The organism is Kribbella sp. NPDC048915 (assembly GCF_040649595.1).
Taxonomy (GTDB): Bacteria; Actinomycetota; Actinomycetes; order Propionibacteriales; family Kribbellaceae; genus Kribbella.
This window is the reverse complement of the sequence record NZ_JBEZFT010000059.1, coordinates 19,283-43,706: the sequence shown is the minus strand read 5'-3', so window position 1 is coordinate 43,706 and position 24,424 is coordinate 19,283. Positions and strand designations below refer to the sequence as shown.

Annotated in this window: 22 protein-coding genes; 6 read left to right on the top strand and 16 right to left on the bottom strand. The window is 70.1% G+C overall.

The window, feature by feature from the left end:
- The first annotated feature begins 243 nt into the window (after positions 1-243).
- Positions 244-570 carry a hypothetical protein gene (locus AB0B82_RS25405; RefSeq protein WP_360173317.1) on the top strand — a complete coding sequence of 109 codons (327 nt, stop codon included), beginning with the start codon at positions 244-246 and terminating at the stop codon, positions 568-570.
- Positions 571-1,614: 1,044 nt separating this feature from the next.
- On the opposite strand, the gene AB0B82_RS25400 is transcribed toward AB0B82_RS25405, so the two are convergent.
- The 4 genes from AB0B82_RS25400 to AB0B82_RS25385 all read right to left on the bottom strand — a co-directional run bounded on the left by AB0B82_RS25400 (position 1,615) and on the right by AB0B82_RS25385 (position 5,295).
- Positions 1,615-2,664, bottom strand: a complete 1,050-nt coding sequence (locus tag AB0B82_RS25400) for an IS110 family transposase (protein WP_360173314.1) — start codon at positions 2,662-2,664, stop codon at positions 1,615-1,617.
- 245 nt (positions 2,665-2,909) lie between these two features.
- Positions 2,910-3,647 carry a ThuA domain-containing protein gene (locus tag AB0B82_RS25395; protein WP_360173311.1) on the bottom strand — a complete coding sequence of 246 codons (738 nt, stop codon included), beginning with the start codon at positions 3,645-3,647 and terminating at the stop codon, positions 2,910-2,912.
- Positions 3,640-4,716, bottom strand: coding sequence for a Gfo/Idh/MocA family oxidoreductase (locus AB0B82_RS25390; protein ID WP_360173308.1), 1,077 nt, complete (start codon positions 4,714-4,716; stop codon positions 3,640-3,642). The genes AB0B82_RS25395 and AB0B82_RS25390 overlap by 8 nt, the downstream gene beginning before the upstream one ends.
- 132 nt (positions 4,717-4,848) lie before the next feature.
- On the bottom strand, positions 4,849-5,295 hold the full coding sequence (locus AB0B82_RS25385) for a metallopeptidase family protein (protein ID WP_360173305.1): 447 nt from the start codon (positions 5,293-5,295) through the stop codon (positions 4,849-4,851).
- Positions 5,296-5,326: 31 nt separating this feature from the next.
- On the opposite strand from AB0B82_RS25385, the gene AB0B82_RS25380 reads away from it, so the two are divergent.
- The gene (locus tag AB0B82_RS25380; RefSeq protein ID WP_360173302.1) at positions 5,327-5,710 is read left to right on the top strand and encodes a DUF3499 domain-containing protein; all 384 of its coding nucleotides are present in this window, start codon (positions 5,327-5,329) and stop codon (positions 5,708-5,710) included.
- An 18-nt stretch (positions 5,711-5,728) separates the two neighbouring features.
- On the opposite strand, the gene AB0B82_RS25375 is transcribed toward AB0B82_RS25380, so the two are convergent.
- From AB0B82_RS25375 to AB0B82_RS25360, 4 genes are all read right to left on the bottom strand, one after another.
- Entirely contained in the window at positions 5,729-7,210 is a 1,482-nt protein-coding gene (locus AB0B82_RS25375; RefSeq protein ID WP_360173299.1) for a DUF5719 family protein, read from the bottom strand.
- Positions 7,207-10,119 carry a glycosyltransferase family 2 protein gene (locus AB0B82_RS25370; protein ID WP_360173296.1) on the bottom strand — a complete coding sequence of 971 codons (2,913 nt, stop codon included), beginning with the start codon at positions 10,117-10,119 and terminating at the stop codon, positions 7,207-7,209. The genes AB0B82_RS25375 and AB0B82_RS25370 overlap by 4 nt, the downstream gene beginning before the upstream one ends.
- 184 nt (positions 10,120-10,303) lie before the next feature.
- On the bottom strand, positions 10,304-10,570 hold the full coding sequence (locus AB0B82_RS25365; RefSeq protein ID WP_355473429.1) for a WhiB family transcriptional regulator: 267 nt from the start codon (positions 10,568-10,570) through the stop codon (positions 10,304-10,306).
- Positions 10,571-10,884: 314 nt separating this feature from the next.
- A complete protein-coding gene (locus tag AB0B82_RS25360) occupies positions 10,885-12,141 on the bottom strand; it encodes a hypothetical protein (RefSeq protein WP_360173293.1) in 1,257 nt (418 codons plus the stop codon).
- 114 nt (positions 12,142-12,255) lie between these two features.
- Between AB0B82_RS25360 and cofD the strand changes: the two genes are divergently transcribed.
- From cofD to AB0B82_RS25345, 3 genes are all read left to right on the top strand, one after another.
- On the top strand, positions 12,256-13,245 hold the full coding sequence (gene cofD / locus AB0B82_RS25355) for a 2-phospho-L-lactate transferase (protein ID WP_360173290.1): 990 nt from the start codon (positions 12,256-12,258) through the stop codon (positions 13,243-13,245).
- Positions 13,242-14,216: a coenzyme F420-0:L-glutamate ligase gene (locus AB0B82_RS25350; RefSeq protein WP_360173287.1), complete on the top strand. Its 975-nt coding sequence runs from the start codon at positions 13,242-13,244 to the stop codon at positions 14,214-14,216. The genes cofD and AB0B82_RS25350 overlap by 4 nt, the downstream gene beginning before the upstream one ends.
- Before the next feature lie 136 nt (positions 14,217-14,352).
- A complete protein-coding gene (locus AB0B82_RS25345; protein ID WP_360173285.1) occupies positions 14,353-15,030 on the top strand; it encodes a DUF3105 domain-containing protein in 678 nt (225 codons plus the stop codon).
- A gap of 53 nt (positions 15,031-15,083) precedes the next feature.
- On the opposite strand, the gene AB0B82_RS25340 is transcribed toward AB0B82_RS25345, so the two are convergent.
- The 7 genes from AB0B82_RS25340 to AB0B82_RS25310 form a co-directional block, all read right to left on the bottom strand.
- Positions 15,084-16,313 (bottom strand): sigma-70 family RNA polymerase sigma factor, encoded by a 1,230-nt coding sequence (locus AB0B82_RS25340; protein ID WP_360173282.1) that lies wholly within the window; start codon positions 16,311-16,313, stop codon positions 15,084-15,086.
- Positions 16,313-16,678, bottom strand: a complete 366-nt coding sequence (locus AB0B82_RS25335; RefSeq protein WP_360173279.1) for a YciI family protein — start codon at positions 16,676-16,678, stop codon at positions 16,313-16,315. Before AB0B82_RS25335 ends, AB0B82_RS25340 begins: the two co-directional genes overlap by 1 nt.
- A gap of 106 nt (positions 16,679-16,784) precedes the next feature.
- On the bottom strand, positions 16,785-17,879 hold the full coding sequence (locus tag AB0B82_RS25330; protein ID WP_360173276.1) for a sugar phosphate nucleotidyltransferase: 1,095 nt from the start codon (positions 17,877-17,879) through the stop codon (positions 16,785-16,787).
- A gap of 11 nt (positions 17,880-17,890) precedes the next feature.
- Positions 17,891-18,958, bottom strand: coding sequence for an NAD(+)/NADH kinase (locus tag AB0B82_RS25325; protein WP_360173273.1), 1,068 nt, complete (start codon positions 18,956-18,958; stop codon positions 17,891-17,893).
- Positions 18,959-19,855: 897 nt separating this feature from the next.
- On the bottom strand, positions 19,856-20,938 hold the full coding sequence (locus AB0B82_RS25320) for a hemolysin family protein (protein WP_360173271.1): 1,083 nt from the start codon (positions 20,936-20,938) through the stop codon (positions 19,856-19,858).
- On the bottom strand, positions 20,935-22,272 hold the full coding sequence (locus tag AB0B82_RS25315) for a hemolysin family protein (protein ID WP_360173268.1): 1,338 nt from the start codon (positions 22,270-22,272) through the stop codon (positions 20,935-20,937). Before AB0B82_RS25315 ends, AB0B82_RS25320 begins: the two co-directional genes overlap by 4 nt.
- Before the next feature lie 55 nt (positions 22,273-22,327).
- Positions 22,328-23,155 (bottom strand): SDR family NAD(P)-dependent oxidoreductase, encoded by an 828-nt coding sequence (locus tag AB0B82_RS25310; RefSeq protein ID WP_360173266.1) that lies wholly within the window; start codon positions 23,153-23,155, stop codon positions 22,328-22,330.
- A gap of 71 nt (positions 23,156-23,226) precedes the next feature.
- On the opposite strand from AB0B82_RS25310, the gene AB0B82_RS25305 reads away from it, so the two are divergent.
- The gene (locus AB0B82_RS25305; protein WP_360173263.1) at positions 23,227-24,159 is read left to right on the top strand and encodes a LysR family transcriptional regulator; all 933 of its coding nucleotides are present in this window, start codon (positions 23,227-23,229) and stop codon (positions 24,157-24,159) included.
- Here the strand turns inward: AB0B82_RS25305 and AB0B82_RS25300 are convergent.
- Entirely contained in the window at positions 24,097-24,375 is a 279-nt protein-coding gene (locus tag AB0B82_RS25300; RefSeq protein WP_360173260.1) for a twin-arginine translocase TatA/TatE family subunit, read from the bottom strand. The genes AB0B82_RS25305 and AB0B82_RS25300 overlap by 63 nt on opposite strands.
- Positions 24,376-24,424 lie beyond the last annotated feature (49 nt).

Here is a 24,424-nt window from a genome sequence, read left to right as displayed (position 1 = left end):
CCTCGGAGTAGTTCTTGCGGGCCATGGTCCTGATCATCTCGCTTCCCCAGCACATGGCTGGATTCAGCGTGTCCAAGAACCAGGGTCAGGGCCCTAGCTTGTGGGGAGAAGATGAGTCGCTACAGACCGTCCTTCCCCGCTGACAATCGGTACATGTCCCCGGTTTGTGGCGAGAACACAACCACGCCACGACGGGGAAAGGATCATGGCAACTCTCTCACCTCATCACCCGGGGTGTCGCCGGTGAAACCGCAGACGTTCGAACTCGTCCGTTACACCGACATCAGCGGGGTCTCCGGGACCGGCGTCGTCGCCGAAGGCTGTGTGTTCACCGACGGCTCGGTGGCACTGCGCTGGCACGGCGCGAACCCCTCCACGGCCGTCTGGCCGGACCTGGACTCCATCCTCGCGGTCCACGGCCACGGCGGTGCCACCGTCGTGCGCTGGCTGGACGTCTCCGAACTGGAGCCCGTGCCCGGCACCGACCTGCTCCCCGGCGAGGTCGCACACATCCTCGCCACCGGCCGCCGCACCCACCGCACCCCCACCCCCGCAACAGCCACGGCCTGACGCACGAGCCCCTGACGCACGAGTCCCTGACGCACGAGTCTCGGACGCGGGATACCCGACGCCTGACGCCCGCAGCGCGAGACCTGGCAGCTGGCGGCAGACGGCGGACGGCGGACGGCGGACGGCGGACGGCGCAAACCCTCCACTTGAGGGGGCATCCCTTCAAGTGGAGGGTTGCCCATCCAAATTTCGAGTGGGCAACCCTCCAGTTCGTGAGGCAGGCAGCTGGGGTCACGGGGGGGTGAGAGGGGTGAGGGGAGGCACGGTAGGCGGTTCGGGGTGACCTGGGCGGTGGACCTGTGTGACCGCCGGCCGCCGAGGCCCCTTGAGCCCCGACCTGGGGCCGCGAACACCCACCCGTGACCGTGCACCCCAACCTGGGACCGTGCACCCCAACCTGGGACCGTGCAGCCCGACCTGGGACCGTGGACACCCGCCCGGGACCATGCACACCCGCCCGGGACCGTGCACAAGCAATAGCCGGTCCACACCCACCACAACCTGTGCAAGGTGAATCCCGAGGCTAGGAGACTTACCTGCATTGCTTCGGTGTTGCGAGGGCTGCCCGGATAGCTGCTGGTTCCGCGAGCGGGTGGAGGGGTCAAGGGGCGCGTAGCGCCCGCGTCCCGCGGCGCCGGAGGCGCCCTTGAGGCGTCGGCCCGGGAGTGGATCATGTGGGCGTTCGGGCAGTTGCTCGAGCGTGGGTGTCGGGTGGAGCGGTGTCCTTTCGTTTCCGGCCCGGCGAGCCGGGCGTTGGGATGTTGGGGTGGTTGGGGACTGAGCGATGAGGCAGCCAGACTTACCTAGGTCCGCGGGCTTGGTGGCCCGGCGACATGATGATGGATTGGGTGTCTCCCCGCTCGGCGGGAAGGGGTGCGGCCGCTCAGTCTTTTCAGGCCGTCCGGGTTTGTCCCTGCGCGGCAGGGTGGGGACTGACAGTCTCCTGGCGGGAGCTGGCCGCGGTGGTTCCCACATCGGTGTTGATGGTGCTGCTGTTCGCTTGGGTCCCGTGTCCGCCTGTCACGGCGGGGTTCACCCCGCGGCTCAGGTGGTGGTGAGCGCGTCGTCGCCGAGTTCGGTGAGGATGTGGCAGGCCTGCCGGACGATCTTGCGGGCTTCAGAGATAGCGGCGCGTTTGCCGTCGCTGCGGTCCTTCACCCGCGCGTAGTAGGCGTGGTCGGTAGCGGTGCGACGGGCGTGAACTTTGCCGGCCTCATAGACACACCAGCGCAGTACCGCGGGGCCCTGCCGGGACAGGTGCCCGGGTGTGTGTTTGCCGTCGGAGGAGTAGACGGTGATATCCAGGCCGGTGAACCGGACCGCTTTGCGGGCCGAGGAGAACCGGCCGGCCCCGCCCACAGTCCCGGCCAGCCAGCAGGTCAGTGCTAGCGCGGTGATCGGCCCGACCCCATACAGCCGTTCGGTGAGCACCTTGGCTCCGGTCAGGTGCCGGGCGGCGTGCAGCAGCCGGCGGCGCATCGCGTCGAGGTGTTCATCGAGTGCAGCGAGCATGTCCAAGGCGGTGACGATCTGGACCTGCCCAGCCGGGGACAGCTGCGTCTGCGCGACCGTGCGCAGCACGGCCCGGCCCTGCTCGGTGCGCAGGTCGCCCGGCAGGGCGACACCTTGGTGGAACAACACCGCGTGGATCCGCTGCACCCAGGCGGTGTGCTCGGCTCGCAGCGCGCGATACAGCTCCAGCAGCGCCCGGCACTCCAGGACGTGACCTGGCGGGATCCAGCACTCCGGCAGCCGGCCGTCGGTGAGCACCTGCCGCAGATGCCGCGCATCGGTCCGATCGGTCTTCGCGTGCCGTTTCCGGCCCCGCAACGCGGCAGTGTCGGCCGGCTCGGCCAGATGCGCCACCACCCCGGCGCGGATGAGTTCCTCGGCCACATACCGCCACCCGGTACATCCCTCCACCGCGAACTCGACATCACCCCGCTCGCCGGTGAAGCGCTCCGCCAGCCAGCCGGCCAGATGTGCCCGGTCGGCCGGCGCGATCTGCCCGCACCGCACCTCACCGGTGTCGACGTCGAGATAGTCGAACGTGATCTGCTTCCGGTGGATGTCCAACCCTCCTACGATGGGCATCGGGACCTCCTCAAGCTCCCAACGGGCACCACGAAACCGCGCCCGCAACGCAAACGGATAGATACAACCGATGATGATGCGTCTGAGCTGAGGAGGTCTCCCTCAACCAGACTCACCACGCCGAGCCCGCTGGCGCGCGAGCCGATTGCATGTCATCTTTTCACCCGCCTACCAGCAAGAACCCTCCTGGGAGAGTTTCGGCGCCACAGCGCCGTTCGCTCCCGGGAGGGTTCTGCGGGCGGCAGTTACTCGAACCAGCCGGTGTCCTTGCGGTGGTGTACCTCGGGCAGCTGGCGCGGGCTGGTCGGGGCGGCCCACTTCGCGGCGTTGGCGATGACCTGCTGCACCTCGGGCTGGTGGTACGTCGGGAACTCCTGGTCGCCGGGACGGAAGTAGAAGACCCGGCCCTGGCCGCGGCGGTAGCAACAGCCGGAGCGGAACACCTCGCCGCCGGAGAACGAGCTGACGAACACCAGCTCGTCCGGCTGCGGGATGTCGAACAGCTCGCCGTACATCTCCTCGCGCTCGATCACCAGCGGGTGCGGGATGCCCTGCGCGATCGGGTGGCCGGCGGCGACCGTCCAGATCAGCTCACGGTCGTTCTCGGCGCGCCAGTCGAGCGAGCAGGTGGTGCCCATCAGCTTGATGAAGATCTTGCTGAAGTGCGCCGAGTGCAGCGCGATCAGGCCCATCCCGGACAGCACGTGCTTGTGCACCCGATCGACGATCGCGTCGTCGACGTCGCCGTGCGCGGCGTGCCCCCACCAGGTGAGTACGTCGGTGTCCGCGAGCACCTCCTCGGTCAGACCGTGCTCGTCCTGCTGCAGCCACGCCGTCCGGACGACGACCTCCTGGCCGAGCTTCTCGCGCAGCGCCGCCGCGATCGTCTCGTGCATGGTGTCGGGGTAGAGCTTGCGGACGGTCTCGTCCCGGCTCTCGTGGACGTTCTCGCCCCAGACGGTGACGCGGATCGGATCAGTCATGCAGCACAACCTCTCGTCCCGCCTTCGCCGAGGCGTAGCAGGCGTCGATGATCTCGGTCCGCAGCAGCGCCTCGGACCCGTTCTGGCCTTCCCATTCACCGCTGCGCACGATCCGGACGAACTCCCGGACCACCGCGCGGTGGCCGAGCCCGGCGCCGGTGGCCGGCTTGACCTCGGCCGGTACGCCGCCGACGTCGGTGAAGATCCGCAGCGTGTCCTCGTTGGTGTAGTTCTGGACCTCGATCTTGGCGCCGCCCTCGGTACCGAACAGCTCGATGCCGAAGTTGTCGCCCGGAGCGCGGAACGTCGCCCAGCTGGTCTCCAGCTGCAGCGCGCCGCCGCCCTTGAGCCGCAGGTACGCGGTGGCCAGGTCCTCGACCTCGAACGCGGAGCCGAGCGTGTTCGCGTTCGGGTCCCGGCTGCCCTTGCCGCGCGGGCCGAGTTCGGCGAAGGTGTCCGCGGACACCGTGCTGATCTGCGGCTCGCCCATCAGGTGCAGCGCCATGTCGAGAATGTGGACGCCGAGGTCGATCAGCGGACCGCCGCCGGACAGTTCCCGGTTGGTGAACCAGCCACCCATCCCGGGGATGCCGTTGCGGCGCATCCAGTGCGCCTTGGCGTAGTAGATCCGGCCCAGCTGGCCCTCGTCGATCTGGTGCTTCAGGGCCGCCACGTCACCGCGCTCGCGGTGGTTGAAGACCACCTTGAGCACCCGGCCGGCCTGCTTCGAGGCCTCGACCATCGCGGTGCCCTCGGCGACCGTCCGGGCCAGCGGCTTCTCCGACAGCACGTGCAGGCCCTTCCCGAGCGCCTTCAGCGCGATCGGGGCGTGCAGCTGCGTCGGCGTACCGATGCTGACCGCTTCCAGACCCGGGGTCTCCAGCAGATCCTCCCACCGCTCGTACAGGTGGGGCACACCGTGCTTCTCGCCCAGGCTGGTCAGGGCGTCCTTCTCGAGGCCCGCCAACGCGACCACCTCGACGTCCGGGAGCTCGGAGAACGCCTCGAGCGCCGTCCGGCCGGCGAAGCCGAGTCCTACGACTCCGACCCGCAGTTTTTGATCGTTCACACGCACGATCCTCTCGCGATGACAACGAAGGTCACAAACTGGCTTCCACACTACGGAACAGTTTCGAACATGCGCAGGTCGAGGGGGACGGTGCGTGTCCGCACGGACGCCGTGGCGGGCGCCGGCTCAGGCTCAGTCGTCGTCGGTGTCGAAATCGGGGTCGATCTGCTCCGGGGACAGCGCCAGGACGTCGGCCAGCTCGAGCACCAGCGCGGAGCGGACCAGCCAAGCCAGGCCGGCGCCGGAGCGCTCGGCACGGAGCTCGATCGGCCGCCGGAACACCACGATCCGGTACGGCTCGTGCGACGTCCCGCCGGTGGCGTGTGTGAGCGGGACGTCGGTGGCGTCCAGGTCGAGGTTCGGGACGTCCTCGATCGCGAACTCGACCCGCGCGATCACCTGCGGCAGCCGCTTCTCCAGCCGCGTCACCTCGACCGCGACCACCTCGTCGAACTTCGCGGCGGTGGAGCGTTGCAGCGGCAATCCGCGCGGCGCGAACGGGCTGGGCCGGCTGATCGGGCCGAGCATGCCGCGCCCGTGGCGGTCGATGTGCCTGCGATGACGGCGAGCCTCGGTCACACGCTCAGCCTAGTGGGGGTAACGTCTGTCCGTGAGCATCGCCAGGATCTGTTCGCGCGCCGGGTGTCAGAAGTCGGCCGTTTCGACGCTCACCTACGTGTACGCCGACTCCACCTGCGTGCTCGGTCCGCTGGCGACGTACGCCGAACCGCACTGCTACGACCTGTGCGCGGACCACGCCGACCGCCTGACCGCACCGAACGGCTGGGAGGTCATCCGCCTCGCGCCGGACCCCGCGGCCGCCGGACCGTCCTCGGACGACCTGGAAGCGCTGGCCAACGCGGTCCGTGAGGCAGCACGCCCGCTGCCCCGCCGCGAGCCGCAGGCCGGTACGCCGGGCGCGCCGGTCGAGGTGGCTCGCCGCGGTCACCTGCGGATGCTGCAGGACCCGAGCGCCAACACCAACGACGGCTGAGCGCCCGGCCCGACCTCGCTACCGCAGGGCGGCGCTGACGTCGGGCTGAGCACCCAGCTGAGCGCGGAACACCAGCGACGTGTTCAGCGGCCACGCCGCCACCTCGGGTACGTCGTCCTCGTCCGGCTTCGCCGCCGGCATCAGCGTGACGCCTGCGATCACGCTTCCACGTGTTTGCTGAACCATCAGGTACGTCGGCCGCGGCTGCGCCGGGAACGCAATCTGGGAGGTCGAACCGCCGACCACGTCGAGCGCCCGCGTGGTCAGTACCCGGCCCGCCGCGTCGTGGAGCTCGAACTTCACGCTGCCGTTCTTGCCCGGCGCCGTGATCTGCAGCACGGCCGGCTGCTTGTGCGCGGGAATGACCAGGTACGCCGGTCCGGTCAGCGCCGTACCGGATCCGATCGACGCGAACTCGGTGCGACTCTTGTCGGTCATCCGCATCGACGCGGTCACCGGCTGGTCCGAGGACACCGTGATCCCGCTCGGGTCACCATGCAGCACCGGGTCGAGGACGAAGGTCTTCACCGAGCCCGCCGCGATCTGCACGGTCTCCAGACCGGCCGGCTTGAACGGCCCGTTCGGCCCGTTCACCGTCAGGCTCGCGGTCGCCTGCAGGTCGGTCGGGTTCGCCACCGAGAGGATCCGCAGACCGGCACCGCCGGCGACAGCGGGCACGAACACCTTGGTGGCCGGCGGTGCCGAGGCGTTGAGCCAGTCCACACCGCCAGGCTCACTGCCGTTCGAGGCGTTGGAGCGGACCGCAGCCGCGACCCGACCACCGGTCGATTCGACGTGCAGTGCGATGTCCCGCAGGTTCGGAGCGACCTGCCGCAGGAACAGCTCGTACGTGCCACGCGCCGGGACCACGATGCCGCGGGCCGCGGGCAGGTCCTGGGCGCCGGTCCGCGCGTACACGCTGACGTTCACTTCGGCGTTGATGGTGTCCAGGTTGGTCAGCACCAGCACGTCGCGCCGTTCGCTGCCACCGGACGCCCCGACGAACCAGAAGTCGGACCCGGGCAGCTGGCACGGGACGCTGGCCATGCCGCGGTTCACGCCCTCCGGCGCGGTCGTCGTACTCGTGCCGACCGTCCCGGCCGCGAGCGGACCGGCGCCCTGGATCGACAGCGTCTCCGGCTTCTTCACCACCGGGCTCGAGCCGATCGTCCCGCGTTTCAGCAGCGAGCCGACCGGCGCGGACGTGGCCGGCAGCGGAGCGATCGACAGCGGCTCGGCGTTCCCCGGCGCGATCGGCGTACCTTCCGGCAGCGTCGGCGACACACCGCTGACCAGGGACGCCAGCGTGCCGCCGGGCGCCGGCACCGGGCAGGCCAGCGCCGTCCGGTTCACCACCGCCTTGGCCGGCTCGGTGACCGCCGCCTCGACGCGGGTGTCCGCCTGCTTCGGATGCGTGACGACGCCGAGCCCGGCCAGGACGGCCATCGCGGCGACCACGGCACCGACCCGAAGACGCGGGTCGGACAGCAACCGGCTCACCGGTCCCTCCTCGCGTGGGTGCCCTGCGGTACGGCGACCGTGCGGCGCACTGTGGGCAGACAGAAGATCAGCGCGAGGATCCACGCGATCACGCCGAGAATTCGCCACAGGGTGTGGGTCTGGTCGACGATCGGGGTCGTGCCCTCGACCTTGGACCGGTCCACCAGCCAGGACGCGTCGCCGTCGTTCGCGCTGGCCCTGGTCAGGCCGGGCAGCGAGTCGAGCGTCGACTGCAGCGTCGGATCCACGGGCCCGGGCAGGTAGACGTAGTCGATCGCGAGCCCGGCCAACTGCCGGCCTTCCTCGCCGCTGCCGCCACCGCCGAGCGTCGCCAGGACGTCGGTGATCGGCTTGGTCTGGGCCGTCGTGGGCGCGGCCTCGAGCGCGCCCAGCCGCGGGCCGCCGTTCTTGACCAGCGAGAACCGCATCGGGCCTTCCGGCGCCTTGCGGATCACCAGGATCGATTGGTTCTCCGGCGGATCCTGTGCGGAGACCAGGTACGCCGGGAGGTCCTGCGCGGGTCCGCGCCACAGCGGACCGTCGACGCCGCGCACCAGCCAGAAGCCGGCCGTCACCACGGTCGTCAGCACGACGATCCCGAGGAAGCCCTGCACGATGATGTCGGTCGACTTGCCGACCGAGTCCCAGGCGACAGTGACGGCGATGATCCAGCCGGCGGTCATCAGGAACATCAGCGGACCGCTGCCACCACCGAGCCGGCTGGCGACCAGCGTGCCGGCCAGACCCGCCAGTGCGGCGAACCAGCCGAGCAGCTCGTACCGCTGCCGCGACTGCCGCAGCAAACTCACCAACGCCACCACAATGAGCGGTACGGCGAACCACCACGGGGCAGGTGCACCGATCGGCGTACCGGTCAGCAGATTCGGCAGGCTGTCACCAGGGCCGATGGCAGCGGTCGGCGGACCGCCCGCCTCCTGCCCCAGCCTCGACGGGTGCCGGATGAGCTCCATCGTCCACGGCAGCACGAGCAGCAGACCGAGCATGACCGAGAACACGAGCTGACGTCCCTGACGCCGCCACCCGAGCCGTAGTACTGCGAAGAGAACCAGGCTGACACCGGCGAGCAGGCCCAGCGCCGGAGTGAACGCGAACAGCACGGCCAGACAGATGCCGGCGAACCACGCGGCCCGCCAGCTGCCCTGAATGACCACACGCCGCCGCCGCGCGACAGTGTGCACGGCGGCACCGAGCAGCGGCAGCACAATCGCTGCCACGACCGTCCCCAACCGGCCCTGCGTGATCGCACCGTTGGTGAAGACCGCCAGCCCGTACGCCGACGCGCCCCACGCCCGCGCAACGCGATCGACCACGAACGCGCGCAACAACACCCACGCCGCGAGACCGGCCAGGGGTACCGCACCGAGCAGAAAGACGTTCGTCGCACCCGTCGGGCCGAACATGACGGTTGAGAACGCCCAGAACTGTCCCAACCAGGCAGGTGGTGTCACGCCCGGCGGACCGGACGCTGCCACATGCCACAACGCCGCGAGATTCTCCTGCGCGGGCAGCAACAGGTTGGACCGCAGTACGCCGCCACCGATCAGGTCACGCGCCGCGACCACCGCACCGATCGCCAGCACCACCCACGCGACCAGGAACGGCCGCCGGATCAGCTGACGCCGCCAGCGCGGCTGGTCGACCGCGACGCGCGCAGTCGACTTCGCACGGCGTGCGGTGGTGACGACCTGCTCTTCCGGCTCATCCGCCCAGGCTTCGCGGATCCGCTCGGAGATCGTGGTGGTCGTTTCTTCCAGGTTGTGCCGCAGTGCGTGCACGGACCGGGAGAACAGTCCCTTGATGTCGTCGTACGGAACTCTGTCGAGGCTCCGGCGGTTCTTGCGGGCCTGTGTCCAGCCGCCGGCCAGCAAAGTGCCCAGCAACGCGGTCCACTCGTCGACGGCACCTGACGGCGTTTTGCCGATCAGGAACCAGACCGAACGCAGCACGGTGCCCAGCAGGAAGCGCAGGATCAGCAGCGGCAGCAGTTTGCCGGGAGCGTTCGCGAGAACGGTGTAGTACGCATGCGCGCGGTCGAGTTGGTACGCGTGCCGCCTGGTGCCCGCGAGCGCCCGCTCGCCGGTCGCCGCAGCCTGCGCGTGGTACACGACCGCGTCCGGTGCGACGCCGACCTGGAATCCGGCGCGGCTGGCCCGCCAACCGAAGTCGATGTCGTCGCGGAACATCGGCAGCCGCGGGTCGAAGCCACGCAGCGCCTCCCAGACGTCGCGCCGTACCAGCATGCCGGCCGAGCTGACCGCAAGCACGTTGCGCGGCTGGTCGTGCTGCCCCTGGTCGAGTTCGCCGTTCTCGATGCCGGTGTCGCGCCGGCCGCCGAGCGAGGTGGTGACACCGACCTCGAGCAGTTCGCGGTCCCGCGGCCAGAGCCGCAGTTTCGGGCCCCAGACACCGGTATTCGGCGATATAGTGGCCTGAAGCAACAATTTCTCCAGGGCCTTCGGTGCCGGCGCGCAGTCGTCGTGCAGCAGCCACAGCCACTCCACCACGGGCATGTGGCCGTCGTCGCCGTACGGGCCGACCGCGCTCGGGATCGGCGCGAAACCGTGCGCCTCGAGACCACGCGCGACCGCCACGCCGAACCCGGTCCGCGCGGAGACGCTGACCACCGGTTCGACACCGGGCATCGCGGCCAGCAGCTCCGCGGTCTCGTCGGTGGATCCGGTGTCGACCGCAATCAGCCGGTCCGGGCGCGGGTTCAGCGCCCACAAGGCCTCGGACAGTCGCGGCAGCCAGGCCGCGCCTTCGTGCCCGACCACCACGGCGGTGACGACATGCCGGACCCGCGGACGACCCATCGGATCGTCGATGTGATCGGTCGGGAAGTCGACGGAGTCGAAGAATTCCCAGCCGGCCGGGGCTTCTTGTTCCATGCGGAGCTGTGACACCTCGATGCTTGCGGACGGTCACCGTGACCGCAGGTCCCGGCGAGGAATCACCATACAGCCGCCGGCGAGCAGGTGGGCCCCGGTCCCCGGAAAGCCGCGGGCCCCGGCAGCTTTCGCCCCGGGGCCTCGCGGAAGTCCGTCGTGAAGTTGTGCTGTGGTGTCCGGACCGTCAGACGGCCTTTTTCTTCAGCTTGCGGCGTTCCCGCTCCGACAGGCCGCCCCAGATCCCGAAGCGTTCGTCGTTCTGCAGCGCGTACTCGAGGCATTCACCCCGGACGTCGCAGCCGAGGCACACCTTCTTGGCCTCGCGGGTGGATCCGCCCTTCTCCGGGAAGAACGCTTCTGGGTCGGTCTGGGCACACAGTGCCCGTTCCTGCCAGTTCGGCTCCTCCTCGATCGCCTCACCGTCGACAATCGCCATCAGGCTCTCTGTCACGGTCCGACCTCCTCGACCCTGTTCGTTCCCCTGTACATGTGGGTTTGCGGTCCACATGCCTGACCTCGTCCGTCCTGCGCTCTGCAACGGTCCCCGATACCGAGTGTCCTAACGAACGACACGGTTGAAATTACATTCCTGCAATCCACGAAAGTCAAGCCGTGCTCTGCTATTGGGATCATCCGCAACACGCCCGCAAAAGAACGAGAGGCCTGTAGATACAGGCCTCTCGCGCCGGGTACCCAAGCTCAAACCGAGTTTGTCCCGAATTTCTTCACCTTGTACGGCAAAGGCTTGCCGTCAGCGGGCTGCCGTCAGGACGGCTGCGACCACCAACCCTGCTGTCCTTGCTGGCCCTGCTGGTTCTGGTCGTCCTTGTCCTGCTCGACGCGCGGGTCGATGCGGGTCTCGTCGGCGGACTCGGCCTGCTGCGGCTCAGCAGCAGGCTGCTCAGCGGCCGGAGCCTCCGGAGACTGCCAGGCCTGCTCCTGCTGCCAGGCCTGCTGGGCCTGCTGCGCTTGCTGGGCCGACTGCGCCTCGGCGTCCTGCGAGCTGTCGCCGGTACTCTGCTCCGGCTGGCCCCATTCCTGACCTGCCGGCGCCTGCTGGCCGTACTCCTGACCCGCGGCGGGCTGGCCGTACTCCTGGCCACCCCACTGCTGCTGGCCGGCGTCGCCGCCGCCCCACTGCTGCTCCTGCGGCCACTGCTGCGCCTGGTGACCCTGGTCCTGGCCGCCCCACTGCTGCTGGCCTTCGGAACTCCACGGCTGCGTCGGCTCGGCGCTCTGACCCTCGGCGGGCCATGCCTGCTCCTGGCCGGCCGGCTGCGCGGAGTGCTGACCGGCCTGCTGCGCCTCGGCTTCACCGGCGGACCATGCCTGCTGGCCGGCGTCGCCGCCCCACTGCTGCTCCTGCGGCCACTGCTGACCCTGGTCCTGGCCTGCGGCGTAACCACCGGCAGCACCCGCGGCCGCGTAACCACCGTACTGCTGACCCTGGTCGTACTGACCGCCGTACTGACCCGGCTGGGCCGGCTGCCCCGGCTGCCCATAGCCCTGCTGGCCGTACGGCGCCTGCCCGAACTGGCCCGGCTGGCCCTGCTGCTGGAACTGGCCCGGCTTCGGCGCGCGCACCGGCGCGGGGAGCGTCTGGAACGTCTTCAGCGCGTACAGGCCGACGGCGCCGTACAGCGCCAGGCCACCGAGCGCGGCGATGAAGCCGACGACCTTGTCACCGCCCGTGCCGCTGCCGTTGAACTGCGCGAAGGTGCCGATCAACCCGATCAGCAGGAACAGGCCGGTGATGACAAGCGTGCCCAAGACGACGATCCGCGCGTTCGGCGTCCGCTCACCTTCGTTGACCAGCCAGACCGCGCCGACCAGCGCCGCGAGCAGCATCAGGCTGAGCACGGACGGCGGGACGATGGCGTTCTGCACGCCGCCGGCGCGGACCACGAAGGTACTGTCGCCGACGAAAAGCTGGATCAGCATGGCCAGCGCGAACAGGCCTGCGAATGCGAGCAAGATGTACGCGACCGGCTCTTTGAGCTTCTTGGTTGCGTCGGTGACCACTAGGGCTCCTCGGATGTTGGGGGGCCGTACAACTGAGCTGTGCGGATGTGATGACCCTCCGCAGCATAGTCCTGCGGTGGTCCGCCGCATTGACGACTCGGGCAGACTCTTCCCATGCGATTGACTGTGCTGGCCGGCGGCATCGGCGGCTCCACCTTCCTCCAGGGCCTGCTGAAGGCCCGCCCGGACGCCGAGATCACCGTCGTGGGGAACACCGCCGACGACATCACCCTGTTCGGTCTGCGGGTCTGTCCGGACCTCGACACCGTGATGTACACCCTCGGCGGCGGCATCTCCCAGGAGCGGAAGTGGGGCCGGGAGGACGAGACCTGGGTGATCAAGGAGGAGCTCGCGGAGTACGGCGTCGAGCCGACCTGGTTCGGCCTCGGTGACCGCGACATCGCGACGCATCTGGTCCGCACCCAGATGCTGGACGCCGGCTACACCCTCAGTGCGGTCACCGAAGCACTCTGCACCCGCTGGAAGCTGCCGGTCCGGCTGCTGCCGATGAGCGACGACCGGATCGAGACCCATGTCGTGGTCGACGATCCGGACGGCGCCGGGTCCCGGGCCGGCCGGCGCAAGGCGATCCACTTCCAGGAGTACTGGGTCCGCCACCACGCCGAGATCACCGCGCACCAGATCGTTGCCGTGGGCGCCGACAAGGCCAAGCCCGCGCCCGGCGTGCTGGAGGCGATCGCGGACTGCGACGTACTGATCCTGCCGCCGTCCAACCCGGTGGTGTCGATCGGCACCATCCTCGGCGTCCCCGGGGTCCGCGAGGCGGTGCAGAAGACCGCCGCTCCGGTCATCGGTCTCTCGCCGATCATCGGCACCGGTCCGGTTCGCGGGATGGCGGACAAGGTGCTCGCCACCGTCGGTGTCGCGTCCACCGCCTCGGCCGTCGCGCGGTACTACGGCTCCCGCAGCTCCGGGGGCGTCCTGGACGGCTGGCTGATCGACTCCTCGGACGCGATCCAGGCGGATTCGATCGCCGGAGCCGGAATTCATGTGCAGGCCGTGCCGTTGTGGATGACTGACGAGTCCACCACCGCCGCAATGGCTGACGCGGCACTGACCCTCGCGGAGGCCGTACGGCGATGAGGAAGCACCTGGAGATCTTCCCGGTGACCGGACTGCCGGAGGTGGCGGCCGGGGACGACCTGGCCGCACTGATTGCCGACGGCACCGATCTCCGCGACGGCGACGTCGTCGCGGTGACGTCGAAGATCGTCAGCAAGGCCGAGGGCCGACTGACGTACGGCACCCGTCAGGAGGCCGTCGACGCGGAGCTGGTCCGCGTCGTCGCGCAGCGCGGCGAGACGCGGATCGTCCAGACCCGGCACGGCCTGGTGATGGCCGCCGCCGGCACCGACACCTCGAACACCGCCCCCGGCACGGTCCTGCTGCTCCCCCTCGACCCGGACGCGTCGGCGCGCTCGTTGCGGGTCGCGCTGAAGGAGCGGTACGACGTGAACGTCGGCATCGTCGTCACCGACACCCTCGGCCGCCCGTGGCGCAATGGTCAGACCGATCTCGCGATCGGTGCGGCCGGCGTCCGCGTCGTCGAGGACCTGCGCGGTACGACGGACAGCCACGGCAACGTGCTCGCGGTGACGGAGCCGGCGCTGGCCGACGAGATCGCCGGCGCGAGCGAGCTCGTCAAGGGCAAGGCGGACGGCGTGCCGGTCGCCGTACTGCGCGGACTCGACGACGTCGTCCTCCCGGTCGGCGAGCACGGGCCGGGCGCCCGCGCACTGGTCCGCGACGCCGAGAACGACATGTTCAGCCTCGGGACCCGCGAGGCCGCGCGCGCCGCCGTACTGGACCGGCAGCCGCCGTCCGGACCGCGAGCGGCGGACCCGTCGGTGTGGGCCGGCGTACTGGACGACATCACCGGGGTGCGGGTCGAGGCCGGCGACAACGCTGTCACCGTGGTCGGCGACGAGCCGGTGGCGGTGGGCCTGGTGGCCGAGCGGATCGCGGTCCTGCTGCATGCCGAAAGGTACGGCGTAAGTGTCCGTCCGGGGCCCGGAAACGTGGCTACGGTCACGTTCGGCTCACGTTCTGCCTGATCGGGCGGTAGTTTTCTAGGCAACTTCTCAGGGGCACCTCGTACACTGCATGCGCACGGCGGCGAGGTGGCCGCCCCTGTCCGGGAAGACCAACACTGTGGGTAAAGCGTCGTCGCAGAAGCAGTCGCGCCGCGAAATGATCGAGAAGATGCAGCGCGACCAGGCCCGAGCCGACCGTCGCCGCACGATCCTCATCGTGGTGTGCTCGATCGTGGTCGGGCTGGCCATCATCGCCTACCCCGCGATCAAGCTGATCCAGGACTCCCGGACCAAGGACCAGGCCCTCACCGAGTTCGGTGTCGCCGCGTCGGCCGCGTCGTGTGACACCCCGACCAACGACGAGGGCGGCGGTACTCAGGACCACCGGCCCGACGGCGAGAAGATCATCTACCCGGTCTCGCCGCCGTCGTCCGGCCCGCACTACGCGAACTGGGCGCCGTTCGGGAAGAAGTTCTACACGATGGACGACCGCCCGGCGATCGAGAACCTGGTGCACAACCTCGAGCACGGGTACACCATCCTCTGGTACAGCGACACGCTGCCGAAGGACCAGGTCGACGAGATCGAGAAGATCTCCAAGTCGAAGCTCCCGGATCCGTCGCTCGGCAAGTTCATCGCCGCCCCCTTCCGCCCGGACGAGGGCGCCCCGTGGCCGGACGGCAAGAAGCTCGCCTTCGCGCACTGGAGCGGCCCCGACTCCTCGCAGAAGTCCTTCGGCCATCGCCAGTTCTGCGGCTCGGTCAGCGGCGAGGCCCTGAAGCAGTTCATGGAGAAGTACCCCGCCACCGACGCTCAGGAGCCGAACGGCGGCTGACGCCAGGCTGCCGACGATGCCCCCGAGGATCCTTTCCTCGGGGGCATCGTCGTTCAGGCCAGGGCCGCGGCCTTACGGAGCAGAACCGAGCGCTCGGGCAGGTTCGGGCAGCGGCGGGCGGCCAGTTCGAGTTCGGCGCGCGCCTCGGGGTGGCGGCCGAGGCGGGTGAGGAGCTCGCCGCGGACGGTCGGCACCAGGTGCGAGCCGGGCAGGCGGTCGGTGGCGATCAGTTCGTCGACGATCAGCAGCGCCTGGGCGGGACCGGTGGCCATCGCCACCGCGACCGCCCGGTTGAGCTCGACGATCGGCGAGGGGGCGACCCGGCCCAAGGCCTCGTACAGGACGACGATCCGGTCCCAGTCGGTGTCCTCGACGGACGACGCCGACGCGTGGGTGGCGGCGATCGCGGCCTGCAGTCCGTACGGGCCCAGTCCGCGGGTGGACGCCACGGACAGGGCCGCGAGTCCGCGCCGGATCGCCGCGAAATCCCAGCGCGTGCGGTCCTGGTCGTCGAGCAAGATCGGCGTACCGTCGGCGCTGGTCCGGGCCGGGAACCGCGCGGCGGTCAGCTCACACAACGCGAGCAGGCCGTGCACCTCCGGCTCGGTCGGCAGCAGCGCCGCCAGCGTGCGTGTGAGCCGGACCGCCTCGTAGGCGACGTCCGGACGGACCAGCCGCTCACCGGACGTGGCCGTCGAGCCCTCGGTGAAGATCACGTAGAGGACGCTGAGCACGCTGCTCAACCGCTCCCGGCGCTCGTCCGGCGGCGGCAGCTCGAACGGAATCCCGGCCGCGGCGATCGTCTTCTTGCCGCGGGTGATGCGCGCCTGCACGGTCGGCACCGGCACCAGGAACGCCCGCGCGATCTCCTCGGTCGACAAGCCGGCCACCACACGCAGCGTCAGCGCGATCCGGGCCTCGGGTGACAGCACCGGGTGACAGCTGATGAACATCAACGCCAGCACGTCGTCGTCGATCCGCTCGGGATCGATCTGCGCATCCGCATCCGCATGCGCATCGGCCTCGGCGGCCAGCAGCGCGTACCGGTCGCGAAGCGCGACGCGGCGCCGGATCGCGTCGATCGCCCGCCGCCGGGCCGTGGTCATCAGCCAGCCGGCCGGATCGGCCGGAGCGCCTTGTGGCCAGGACACCAGCGCCTCGGCCACCGCCTCCTGCGCCGCGTCCTCGGCCAGCCCGAAATCCCCGGTGAACCGGGTCAGCGCGGCCACGATCCGCGCCGACTCGATCCGCCAGACAGCCGCGACGTCGGCCGCCGTACCCATCAGACTTCTGGGACCTCGTCGTCGCCGGCCACCCGGCGGACCTCGATCTTCGCCCCCTTGGCCGCCGGCACCCGCCTGGCCCATTCGACCGCCTCGGCCTGCGAGGCGACGTCCAGCAGGAAGTAGCCGCCGAACAGTTCCTTCGTCTCCCCGTACGGCCCGTCGGTGACCACCGGGGCCTCGCCGCCGAAGTCGACCACGACACCCCGCTTCGGGTCGTCCAGCCCTTCGGCGGCCAACAGTACGCCGTCCCTCAGCATCTCCTCGATCAACTGCCGGGTCGCCGCCATCGACTCCTCGATCGTCGCCATCAGCGCCGCGTTCGACTCGTCGGTCCCGCGCATGATCAGCATGTACTTCGGCATCGTGTCCTCCTCGTCCCGCGGAGCCGCCGCTCGGCCCTCGCGCCCAAGGTCGAACGAGAAACGCCCGGATCGACACCCGTCCCGAACTAATTCTGCCGCCGACTACTCAGATGTAGTCCGCGTGATCCGACTGGACCTGGGCGACCAGGTCCTTGACGCGTTCGCCGTCGGACAGCGGGCAGACCATCGTCACGTCCTGGGTGTGGACGATGATGTGGCTGCGCAGGCCGACCGCGGCGACCAGGTGGTCGGGGTCGTCGGTGACAATGATGTTGTCGTGCGAGTCGAGCAGGCAGCTCAGCGTGATGCTGTCGGTGCGGTTGCCGTTCTCGTCGGCGGTGTACGTGTCGGCCAGCGCGGCCCACGAGCCGACGTCGAGCCAGTGCACGGGCATCGGTACGACGACCACGTCCGCGTCGACCTTGCCCTGTGAGGCCGGCTCCATCACCGCGTAGTCGACGCTGATCTTGCGCAGGTTCGGGTAGATCTCGGCCAGCGTGTTCTCGCGCTCCGGGGTGTCCCAGACCGCGGCGACCTCGCGCAACCGGGCGGCCGACTCCGGCAGCAGGGTGTCGAGCACGTTCAGCACCGTGGACGCCTGCCAGACGAACATGCCGGAGTTCCACCAGAACCGCCCGGTGGCCAGGTACTCCTCCGCGGTCTCGCGGTCCGGCTTCTCGCGGAAGCGGTCGACGACGTACGCCGACGTACCCTCGATCGGCGCCCCGCGCTCGATGTAGCCGAGGCCGGTGTGCGGGTGCGTGGGCTCGATCCCGAACGTCACCAGCGACCGGGGCCGCGCCTCCACCACCTCGAACCCGTGCTCGATCGCGGCCCGGAACTCGGTCTCCGGGCTGATCAGGTGGTCGGAGCCGACGAACGCGACGATCGCGTCCGGGTCGTTGCGCGCGACCACGGCCGACGCCAGGCCGACGGCGTTGGCGGTGTCCCGCCGGGCCGGCTCACCGATGATGTTGTGCGGTCCGAGCTCGGGCAACTCCTGGCGGACGACGTCGGTGATCGCGCCGACGGTGCAGACGTAGATGTTCTCCGGATCGACCAGGCCCTGGAGGCGGTTGTACGCCACGCGCAGCAGCGACTGCCCGGCCGCCAGCGGCAGCACCTGCTTCGGCCTGTCGTCTCGCGACATCGGCCACAGCCGTGTCCCCGACCCACCTGCCAAGATGACCACGTTTCGCATGAGGACGAACCCTACCGGTCATCACCAGGCGGAGGGCCGAGTCGCAGGTGCTGCAGGTCCGGCGGTACCGGGCTGTCGGGCTGCCAGAACAACTCGGTCTGCCCGTCGAGCGCCGTCGCAGGCGCGTCGGTCAGCCGGAAGCGGTCGCGAAGCCGCCCGTAGAAGTCGGTCGGCCGCAGCCGGACGAGGCGCAGCCGCTGCGGTGATCCGTACACGCCGATCCAGTCGCCCGGATCGAGTACGCCGCGCAACTGCCCGTCGATGCTGACCGCCGCCTGCCCCGAATGCGGCAGCACCCGGAGCGCGATCGGCTCGTCCGGCGCCGCGACAACCGTCCGGTTGAACGTCATGTGCGGTGCGACCGGCGTGAACACGATCGCCTCCGTGTTCGGCGACAGCACCGGGCCACCGGCCGCGAAGCTGTACGCCGTGGAGCCCGTCGGCGTCGCCACGATCACCGCGTCGGCGGAGTACGACGCGAGCAGCCGGCCGGACAGGTACACGCCGAGCGCCACCTGATGGTCACGAGCGAGCTTCTCGACCACGACATCGTTCAGCGCGGTGACGTCGAGCGCCATCCCCCAGCCGTCCCCCTCCACCACCTCGTGCCGTACCGGCGGTGGCGGCAGCGCGGGACCGTGACCGTACCGCAGCAGGGACTCGATGCCGGTCGGGATCTCGAGCGGACGCGATGCGCGCATCGTCAGCGTCATGCGTTCCTCGTACGTCGCCCCGCCGTGGTGAACCGCCTCGAGGGCAGCTTCGACGTCCTTGCACGCCACCTCGGTGAGGAACCCGACCTTGCCCAGGTCGACGCCGAGGACGGCCGCGTTGTTCTTCGCCGCGATCCGCGCGCCGCGCAGGAACGTCCCGTCACCGCCGAGCGTGACGACCAGGTCCGGATCCCCCGCATGGTGCAGCTCGTCGGTGCCCGTCCGCCGCTTGTCGTGGTCTTTCCAGACGTCGATGTCCGTACACCCGATGCCGTGCGCGGTCGCCCACTTCCGCACCGTCTCCGCGGTCTGCACCGCCAACGGGCGCCCCTGATGGACCACCAGCCCGATCCGCTCGATCCCCACATACCCTCCTAGCCGCTAGCCCCACCAAGGTAACCCGCCCCGTTACCACCCCCTCCGCACACCAGCTCCCCATCCCGCGCCGCACCTCGTACACCAGCCCAGCACGCCCGACTTCGTGCACCAGCTCCGTTTCCTCCCCACTTTGTGCACCAGATCCGTACTTCGAGCGCCGAAAAGTACGGATCTCATGCACAAAGTGCCCCTCCGAGGCCGCCGGATGGCGACGACGAGGCCGCCGGATGGCGAGGACAAGGGCACCGGATGGCGACGACGAGGGCGCCGGAGGCACCCGAGCCGAGCGATCGCCGAGGTGGCCCACGCGAGAGGCGACGCGAGAGGTGGCCGAGGTGGCCGAGGTGGCCGAGGCGAGGGCGGCCGACGCGAGGGCGGTCGGCGCAAGGCGGCCGGCGCGAGGGCGGGGACGGGATCACTTTGTGCACCAGATCCGTAACCCAAGCCCACTTTGTGCACCAGATCCGTACTTCCAGCGCCGAAAAGTACGGATCTCATGCACAAAGTGCCCCTCCGAGGCCGCCGGATGGCGACGACGAGGGCGCCGGAGGCACCCGAGCCGAGCGATCGCCGAGGTGGCCCACGCGAGAGGCGACGCGAGAGGTGGTCGAGGTGGCCGAGGCGGGGGCGGCCGACGCGAGGTGGTCGAGGTGGCCGAGGCGGGGGCGGCCGACGCGAGGTGGCCGAGGTGGCCGACGCGAGGGCGGTCGGCGCGAGGGCGGGGACGGGATCACTTTGTGCACCAGATCCGTAACCCAAGCCCACTTTGTGCACCAGATCCGTACTTCGAGCGCCGAAAAGTACGGATCTCGTGCACAAAGTGCTCCATCGGCGGCCGCCGGGTGGCGGGGACGACGGTGACCTAGCCGGGTCAGGTGGGTGGGGTTAGTTGGGTGGGGTGCGGGGTTTGGTGGCGGTGATGATGGGGTCGGTTTCGTCGTCGAACTCGCCGATGACTTCTTCCAGGAGGTCCTCGAGCGCCACCACGCCGATCGCTTGGTCGCCGCCGCAGACGACGGCCAGCTGGGAGCGTGCGTCGCGCATGGTGCGGATGGCGGTGGCGACCGGCGTGTGGTCGCCGAGTTCGAGGGCCGGCACCATCAGGTCGGCGGCGCGGGCGGTGGTATCGCCGGCGGTGGTGGCGCGGGCGGCGTCGCGGACGTGGACGATGCCGCAGATGCCGGGCTTGCCGTCGGGGCCGGGGCCGACGACCGCGAGGCGGGAGTGGCCTTCGCGACGGCTGGTGAGTTCGACCTCGCGGGCGGTCGCGGTCGCGGGCACCGTGGACAGCTGGTCGAGCGGGGTCATCACCTGGCCGACTGTGGTCTTCTGCAGCGCGAGCATCGCGGTGAGGAGTTCGTGCTCGGGCTGCTCGAGGGTGCCGTGTTCGCGCGAGGACTCGATCAGCAGGCGCAGTTCGTCCGGGCCGTGCGCGTTGGCGATCTCGTTCTGCGGTGTCACCCCGATCAGCCGTACGCACGCGTTGGCCATCCAGTTGAGGACGATCAGCAACGGGCGGAAGACCCAGGTGAACCCGCGGAACGGCAACGCGAGCACAAGCGCCGACCGCTCCGGATCGCTGATCGCCCACGACTTCGGCGCCATTTCACCGAGTAGTACGTGCAGCAGACCGATCCCGCCGACCGCGATGATCAGCGCGATCACGTGCCCCACGCTGTCCGGAATGTGCATCAGCTCGAACAACGGATGCAGCAGATGCGCCACCGCCGGCTCGCTCAGCGACCCCAGGCCCAGTGTGCACAGTGTGATCCCCAACTGCGCCCCGGCCAGCATCAGCGACAACTCGCTGACCCCCGCGATCGCGGCGCGCGCGGACCGGCTGCCGGACGCCGCGGCCTCCTCCAGCCGGTGCCGTTTCGACGCCACCAACGCGAACTCGGCGGCCACGAAGAATCCGTTCAGCGCGAGCAGTACGACGGAGATGATCAGCGCGAGCGTGGTACTCATGCCATCCGCTCCATCGCCACGACGCCGGGGACCCGACGTTCGATCGTCTGCACGGTGAGCCGGACGTACTCGGGCGGTACCGGCCGTCCGTCGTGGTCGATGCGGTGCGGCAGCTCCACCACCAGCGAGTCGCCGACCTCCGGAATCCGACCGAGGCGCGCCATCACCAAACCGGACATCGTCTCGTACGCGTCACTCACCGGCAGCTGGACGCCGGTGGCCTCGGCGACCTCGTCGAGCCGCCAGCGCGCCGGCACCGTCCAGGATCCGTCCGAGCCGCGCACCAGCCCGGTCTCGGGCAGATCGTCCTCGTCCCGGATCTCGCCGACCAGCTCCTCCGCGATGTCCTCCAGCGACACGATGCCCGCGAATCCGCCGTACTCGTCGACGACGATCGCGAGCTGCCGGTGGGCGATCCGCAGCTGCTCGAGGACCGCGGGCAGCGGCAGCGTGGTCGGTACGGCGACCGGTTGCGAGACCAGCGACCCGACGGCGACCTTCGCGCGGTCGGCCGGCTCGAGTTCGACCACGTCACCGATCGCGACGACCCCGATCACCTCGTCGACCGACTCGCCGATCACCGGGAACCGGCTGTGCCCGGTCTCCTGCAGCTCGATCACCCGGGTGAGCGGTTCGTCGCGGTGCACGGTGATCACGTCGACCCGCGGCACCATCGCCTCGCCGGCGGTCCGGCCGCGGAAGTCGAGGCCGCGGTCGAGCAACCGGGTGGTGTCGCGGTCGAGCAGGCCTTGCTCGTACGACGTCTCGATGATGCGGTCGAGCTCCTGCGCGGTCGCGCCCTGCGGAAGCTCCTCGACCGGCTCGATGCCGACGCGGCGGAGGATCCGGTTCGACGCCGAGTCGAACAGGCGGATCACCGGGCCGGCGACGGTCAGGTACCACAACGTGGAGCGGGCCAGCCGGAGCGCGATCGCCTCGGGTTTCGCGATCGCCAGGTTCTTCGGCGCCAGTTCGCCCAGCACCATCTGGATGATTGTTGCCAGCAGCAACGCGACGAGCACGGAGACGGACCTGCTGACCGTGTCCGGTACGCCGGCGCCGCCGAGCAGCCGCGACAGTCCGGCACCGAGGTAGGGCTCGGCGAAGTACCCGGCCAGCAGCGCGGTGATGGTGATCCCGACCTGCGCCCCGGACAGCACGAACGACAGTCGCGCGGTGACCCTCAGTGCGCGCGCGGCGGCGGCGTCACCCTCCTCGGCCAGCGTTTGCAACCGGCTGCGGTCGACGGCGACGTACGCGAACTCCTGGGAGACGAAGTAGCCGGTGGCAACGGTCAGGACCAGGATCAGACCGAGACCGGCCAGGATCAGCATGAGACGACTTTACCGACTCTGCCCCGCCTGACAGCACCGTGCTTCGAGCGTGCCCTCAGTCTGCGGGCTTCCAGGCCACGACCTGACCGGCACGGACCAGCTCGCCGTACCACGCCGGGTCCACCCGGTCGGCCAGGATCAGGTCCGCAATCGGTACGGCGGCCGCGGCCGGCGTCTGCGCCCGGCTGAAGTCGTCGAACCACGGCCGGGACGCGCGCGTGTCGACCAGGCCCGGACACACCGATGCGACCAGCGTGCCCGCCGCGAGGTCCCGCTCGCGGCGTTCGGCGGCCACCGCGCGGACGGCGGCGACCTGCGCCACCTTCGACGGGAGGTTGATCCACTCCGGCCAGCCCCGCGCGGCAGCCGTACCGTCGTGCACCGCCGTACGCCACTCCTCCACCGCCTTGTCGACCTCGTCCAGCGTGGCCCCGTCGAACCAGGACCACAGGGGTGCGGGCAACTGGGCCAGCGTTCCGAGGGAGCTGGCCACCACGATCAACCGGCCGCCCGGTCGCAGCACCGGCGCGAAGGCGCGGAGCACCGCCTGCGCGCCCAGGTTCGCCACGTCCACGAACTCGTCCACCTGCTCCGTCGCGGGCGTCGCCGGCTCGAGCGGCCCGATCGCGTTGGACACGACGACGTCCACCCGGCCGAGCTCGCGGGCCATCCGATGGACCGCATCGGTGTCGGTCACGTCGAGAACCCGTCCCTCGACCCGCGCCCGGCCGCTCACCCGGGCCGCGGCGGCAGCGACCCGTCCGGCGTGCCGGCCGGTGAGCAGGATCAGGTCGTCGGGGTCCATCCGCCCGGCGAGCTCCTGCACGAGGGCGTACCCGATGCCTTGATTGGCGCCGGTGACCAGCGCGATTCTCCGTGTCATGCGGCCACCGTAAGGAGGTGTGTAGCTATGACTCCAACGAAATTCACGCACAGGTAGTATGCGTTGTCGTCATGGACTTCTCCGACGTCTCGCTGGTCGCGCTGCGGGTGTTCCGCGAGGTCGCCGAGCGCGGCACGTTCACCGCGGCGGCGGCAGCGCTGGGGTACACGCAGTCGGCGGTGTCCCGGCAGATCGCCGCTCTCGAGCGAGCCGCCGGCAGCAAACTGCTCGAGCGCCGCCGCGAAGGTGTCGCGCTGACCGCCGCGGGGCAGGTCGTACTGCGGAACGCTGCCGCCGTGCTCGACCGGATCGACGCGACCGCTCGGGAGCTCGCGGGACTGCCGGCCGAGGGCGGTACCGTCCGGCTCGGCTGGTACCCCAGCGCGGGCGCCGCGCTGCTCCCGCGGGCCGTCGGCGCGCTCCGTCGTACTCATCCCGCCGTCACCGTCACCACACGGGAAGGCACCACGCCCACGCTGGTGCGAGCCTTGCGGGCCGGCACGATCGACCTCGCGCTGATCGCGTCGGCACCGCCGTTCCGCCCACCCGACTCCGAGACCCCGGCCCTGAAGCTCGAGACCCTGTCCGAGCGCAGCCTGTGTGTCGCCGTACCGGCCGGGCATCCGCTCGCCGCCGGCGACTCGGTGGACGTCGCGGACCTGCGCGGTCAGCGGTGGATCTCAGGTCCCGCGTCGAGCAACGAGGTGTGGCTCGGTGTCTGGCCCGGCCTGGACGAGCGGCCGGTGATCGCGCACACCGCCCGCGACTGGCTCGCGAAGCTCCAGCTGGTCGCGACCGGTGCGGGTCTCACCACGATCGCTGCGACCATGACGCCGGTCGTGCCGGCCGGAGTGCGGGTGGTGACGGTTCGCGGCGGGCCGCAGGAACTGCGCCGGACGATCCTGGCCCGGCTTCCCGGGCCGGTGCCGGAGCCGGTCCGGCTACTGGCCGACGCCCTGCGCACCGCCGCTGTTGACCTCGGCCGTCCCTCGCCGATCGGCTGAGTCCTGACTATCGGCCGCCTCGTCGGTCTCTGCGGCCGGCCGGGTGATCTGCGCCGGCGGGGAGTCGCCCTCGCGGCGGGCCTTCTCGAACTCCTTCATCGAGCGGGCCACGTTGCGCGTCAGTTCGGGCAGCTTCTTGGCGCCGAAGAGCAGGACGACGATGACCAGGATGACGATCCATTCGCCACCTTCGGGCAGCGCGAGGTCCAGGACCATGACAAGCCTTCTTTCCGAGCATTCCCGGGGTGATCCCCGTCCAAAGTAC

Coding starts and splice junctions, on each gene's coding strand:
- AB0B82_RS25350 (WP_360173287.1), top strand. CDS start 13,242: ATGAGGAAGCACCTGGAGATCTTCCCGGTGACCGGACTGCCGGAGGTG.
- AB0B82_RS25315 (WP_360173268.1), bottom strand. CDS start 22,272: ATGCTGATCCTGGCCGGTCTCGGTCTGATCCTGGTCCTGACCGTTGCC.
- AB0B82_RS25330 (WP_360173276.1), bottom strand. CDS start 17,879: ATGCGAAACGTGGTCATCTTGGCAGGTGGGTCGGGGACACGGCTGTGG.
- AB0B82_RS25310 (WP_360173266.1), bottom strand. CDS start 23,155: ATGACACGGAGAATCGCGCTGGTCACCGGCGCCAATCAAGGCATCGGG.
- AB0B82_RS25370 (WP_360173296.1), bottom strand. CDS start 10,119: ATGGAACAAGAAGCCCCGGCCGGCTGGGAATTCTTCGACTCCGTCGAC.
- AB0B82_RS25345 (WP_360173285.1), top strand. CDS start 14,353: ATGATCGAGAAGATGCAGCGCGACCAGGCCCGAGCCGACCGTCGCCGC.
- AB0B82_RS25320 (WP_360173271.1), bottom strand. CDS start 20,938: ATGAGTACCACGCTCGCGCTGATCATCTCCGTCGTACTGCTCGCGCTG.
- AB0B82_RS25400 (WP_360173314.1), bottom strand. CDS start 2,664: ATGCCCATCGTAGGAGGGTTGGACATCCACCGGAAGCAGATCACGTTC.
- cofD (WP_360173290.1), top strand. CDS start 12,256: ATGCGATTGACTGTGCTGGCCGGCGGCATCGGCGGCTCCACCTTCCTC.
- AB0B82_RS25340 (WP_360173282.1), bottom strand. CDS start 16,313: ATGGGTACGGCGGCCGACGTCGCGGCTGTCTGGCGGATCGAGTCGGCG.
- AB0B82_RS25335 (WP_360173279.1), bottom strand. CDS start 16,678: ATGCCGAAGTACATGCTGATCATGCGCGGGACCGACGAGTCGAACGCG.
- AB0B82_RS25305 (WP_360173263.1), top strand. CDS start 23,227: ATGGACTTCTCCGACGTCTCGCTGGTCGCGCTGCGGGTGTTCCGCGAG.
- AB0B82_RS25395 (WP_360173311.1), bottom strand. CDS start 3,647: ATGACTGATCCGATCCGCGTCACCGTCTGGGGCGAGAACGTCCACGAG.
- AB0B82_RS25300 (WP_360173260.1), bottom strand. CDS start 24,375: ATGGTCCTGGACCTCGCGCTGCCCGAAGGTGGCGAATGGATCGTCATC.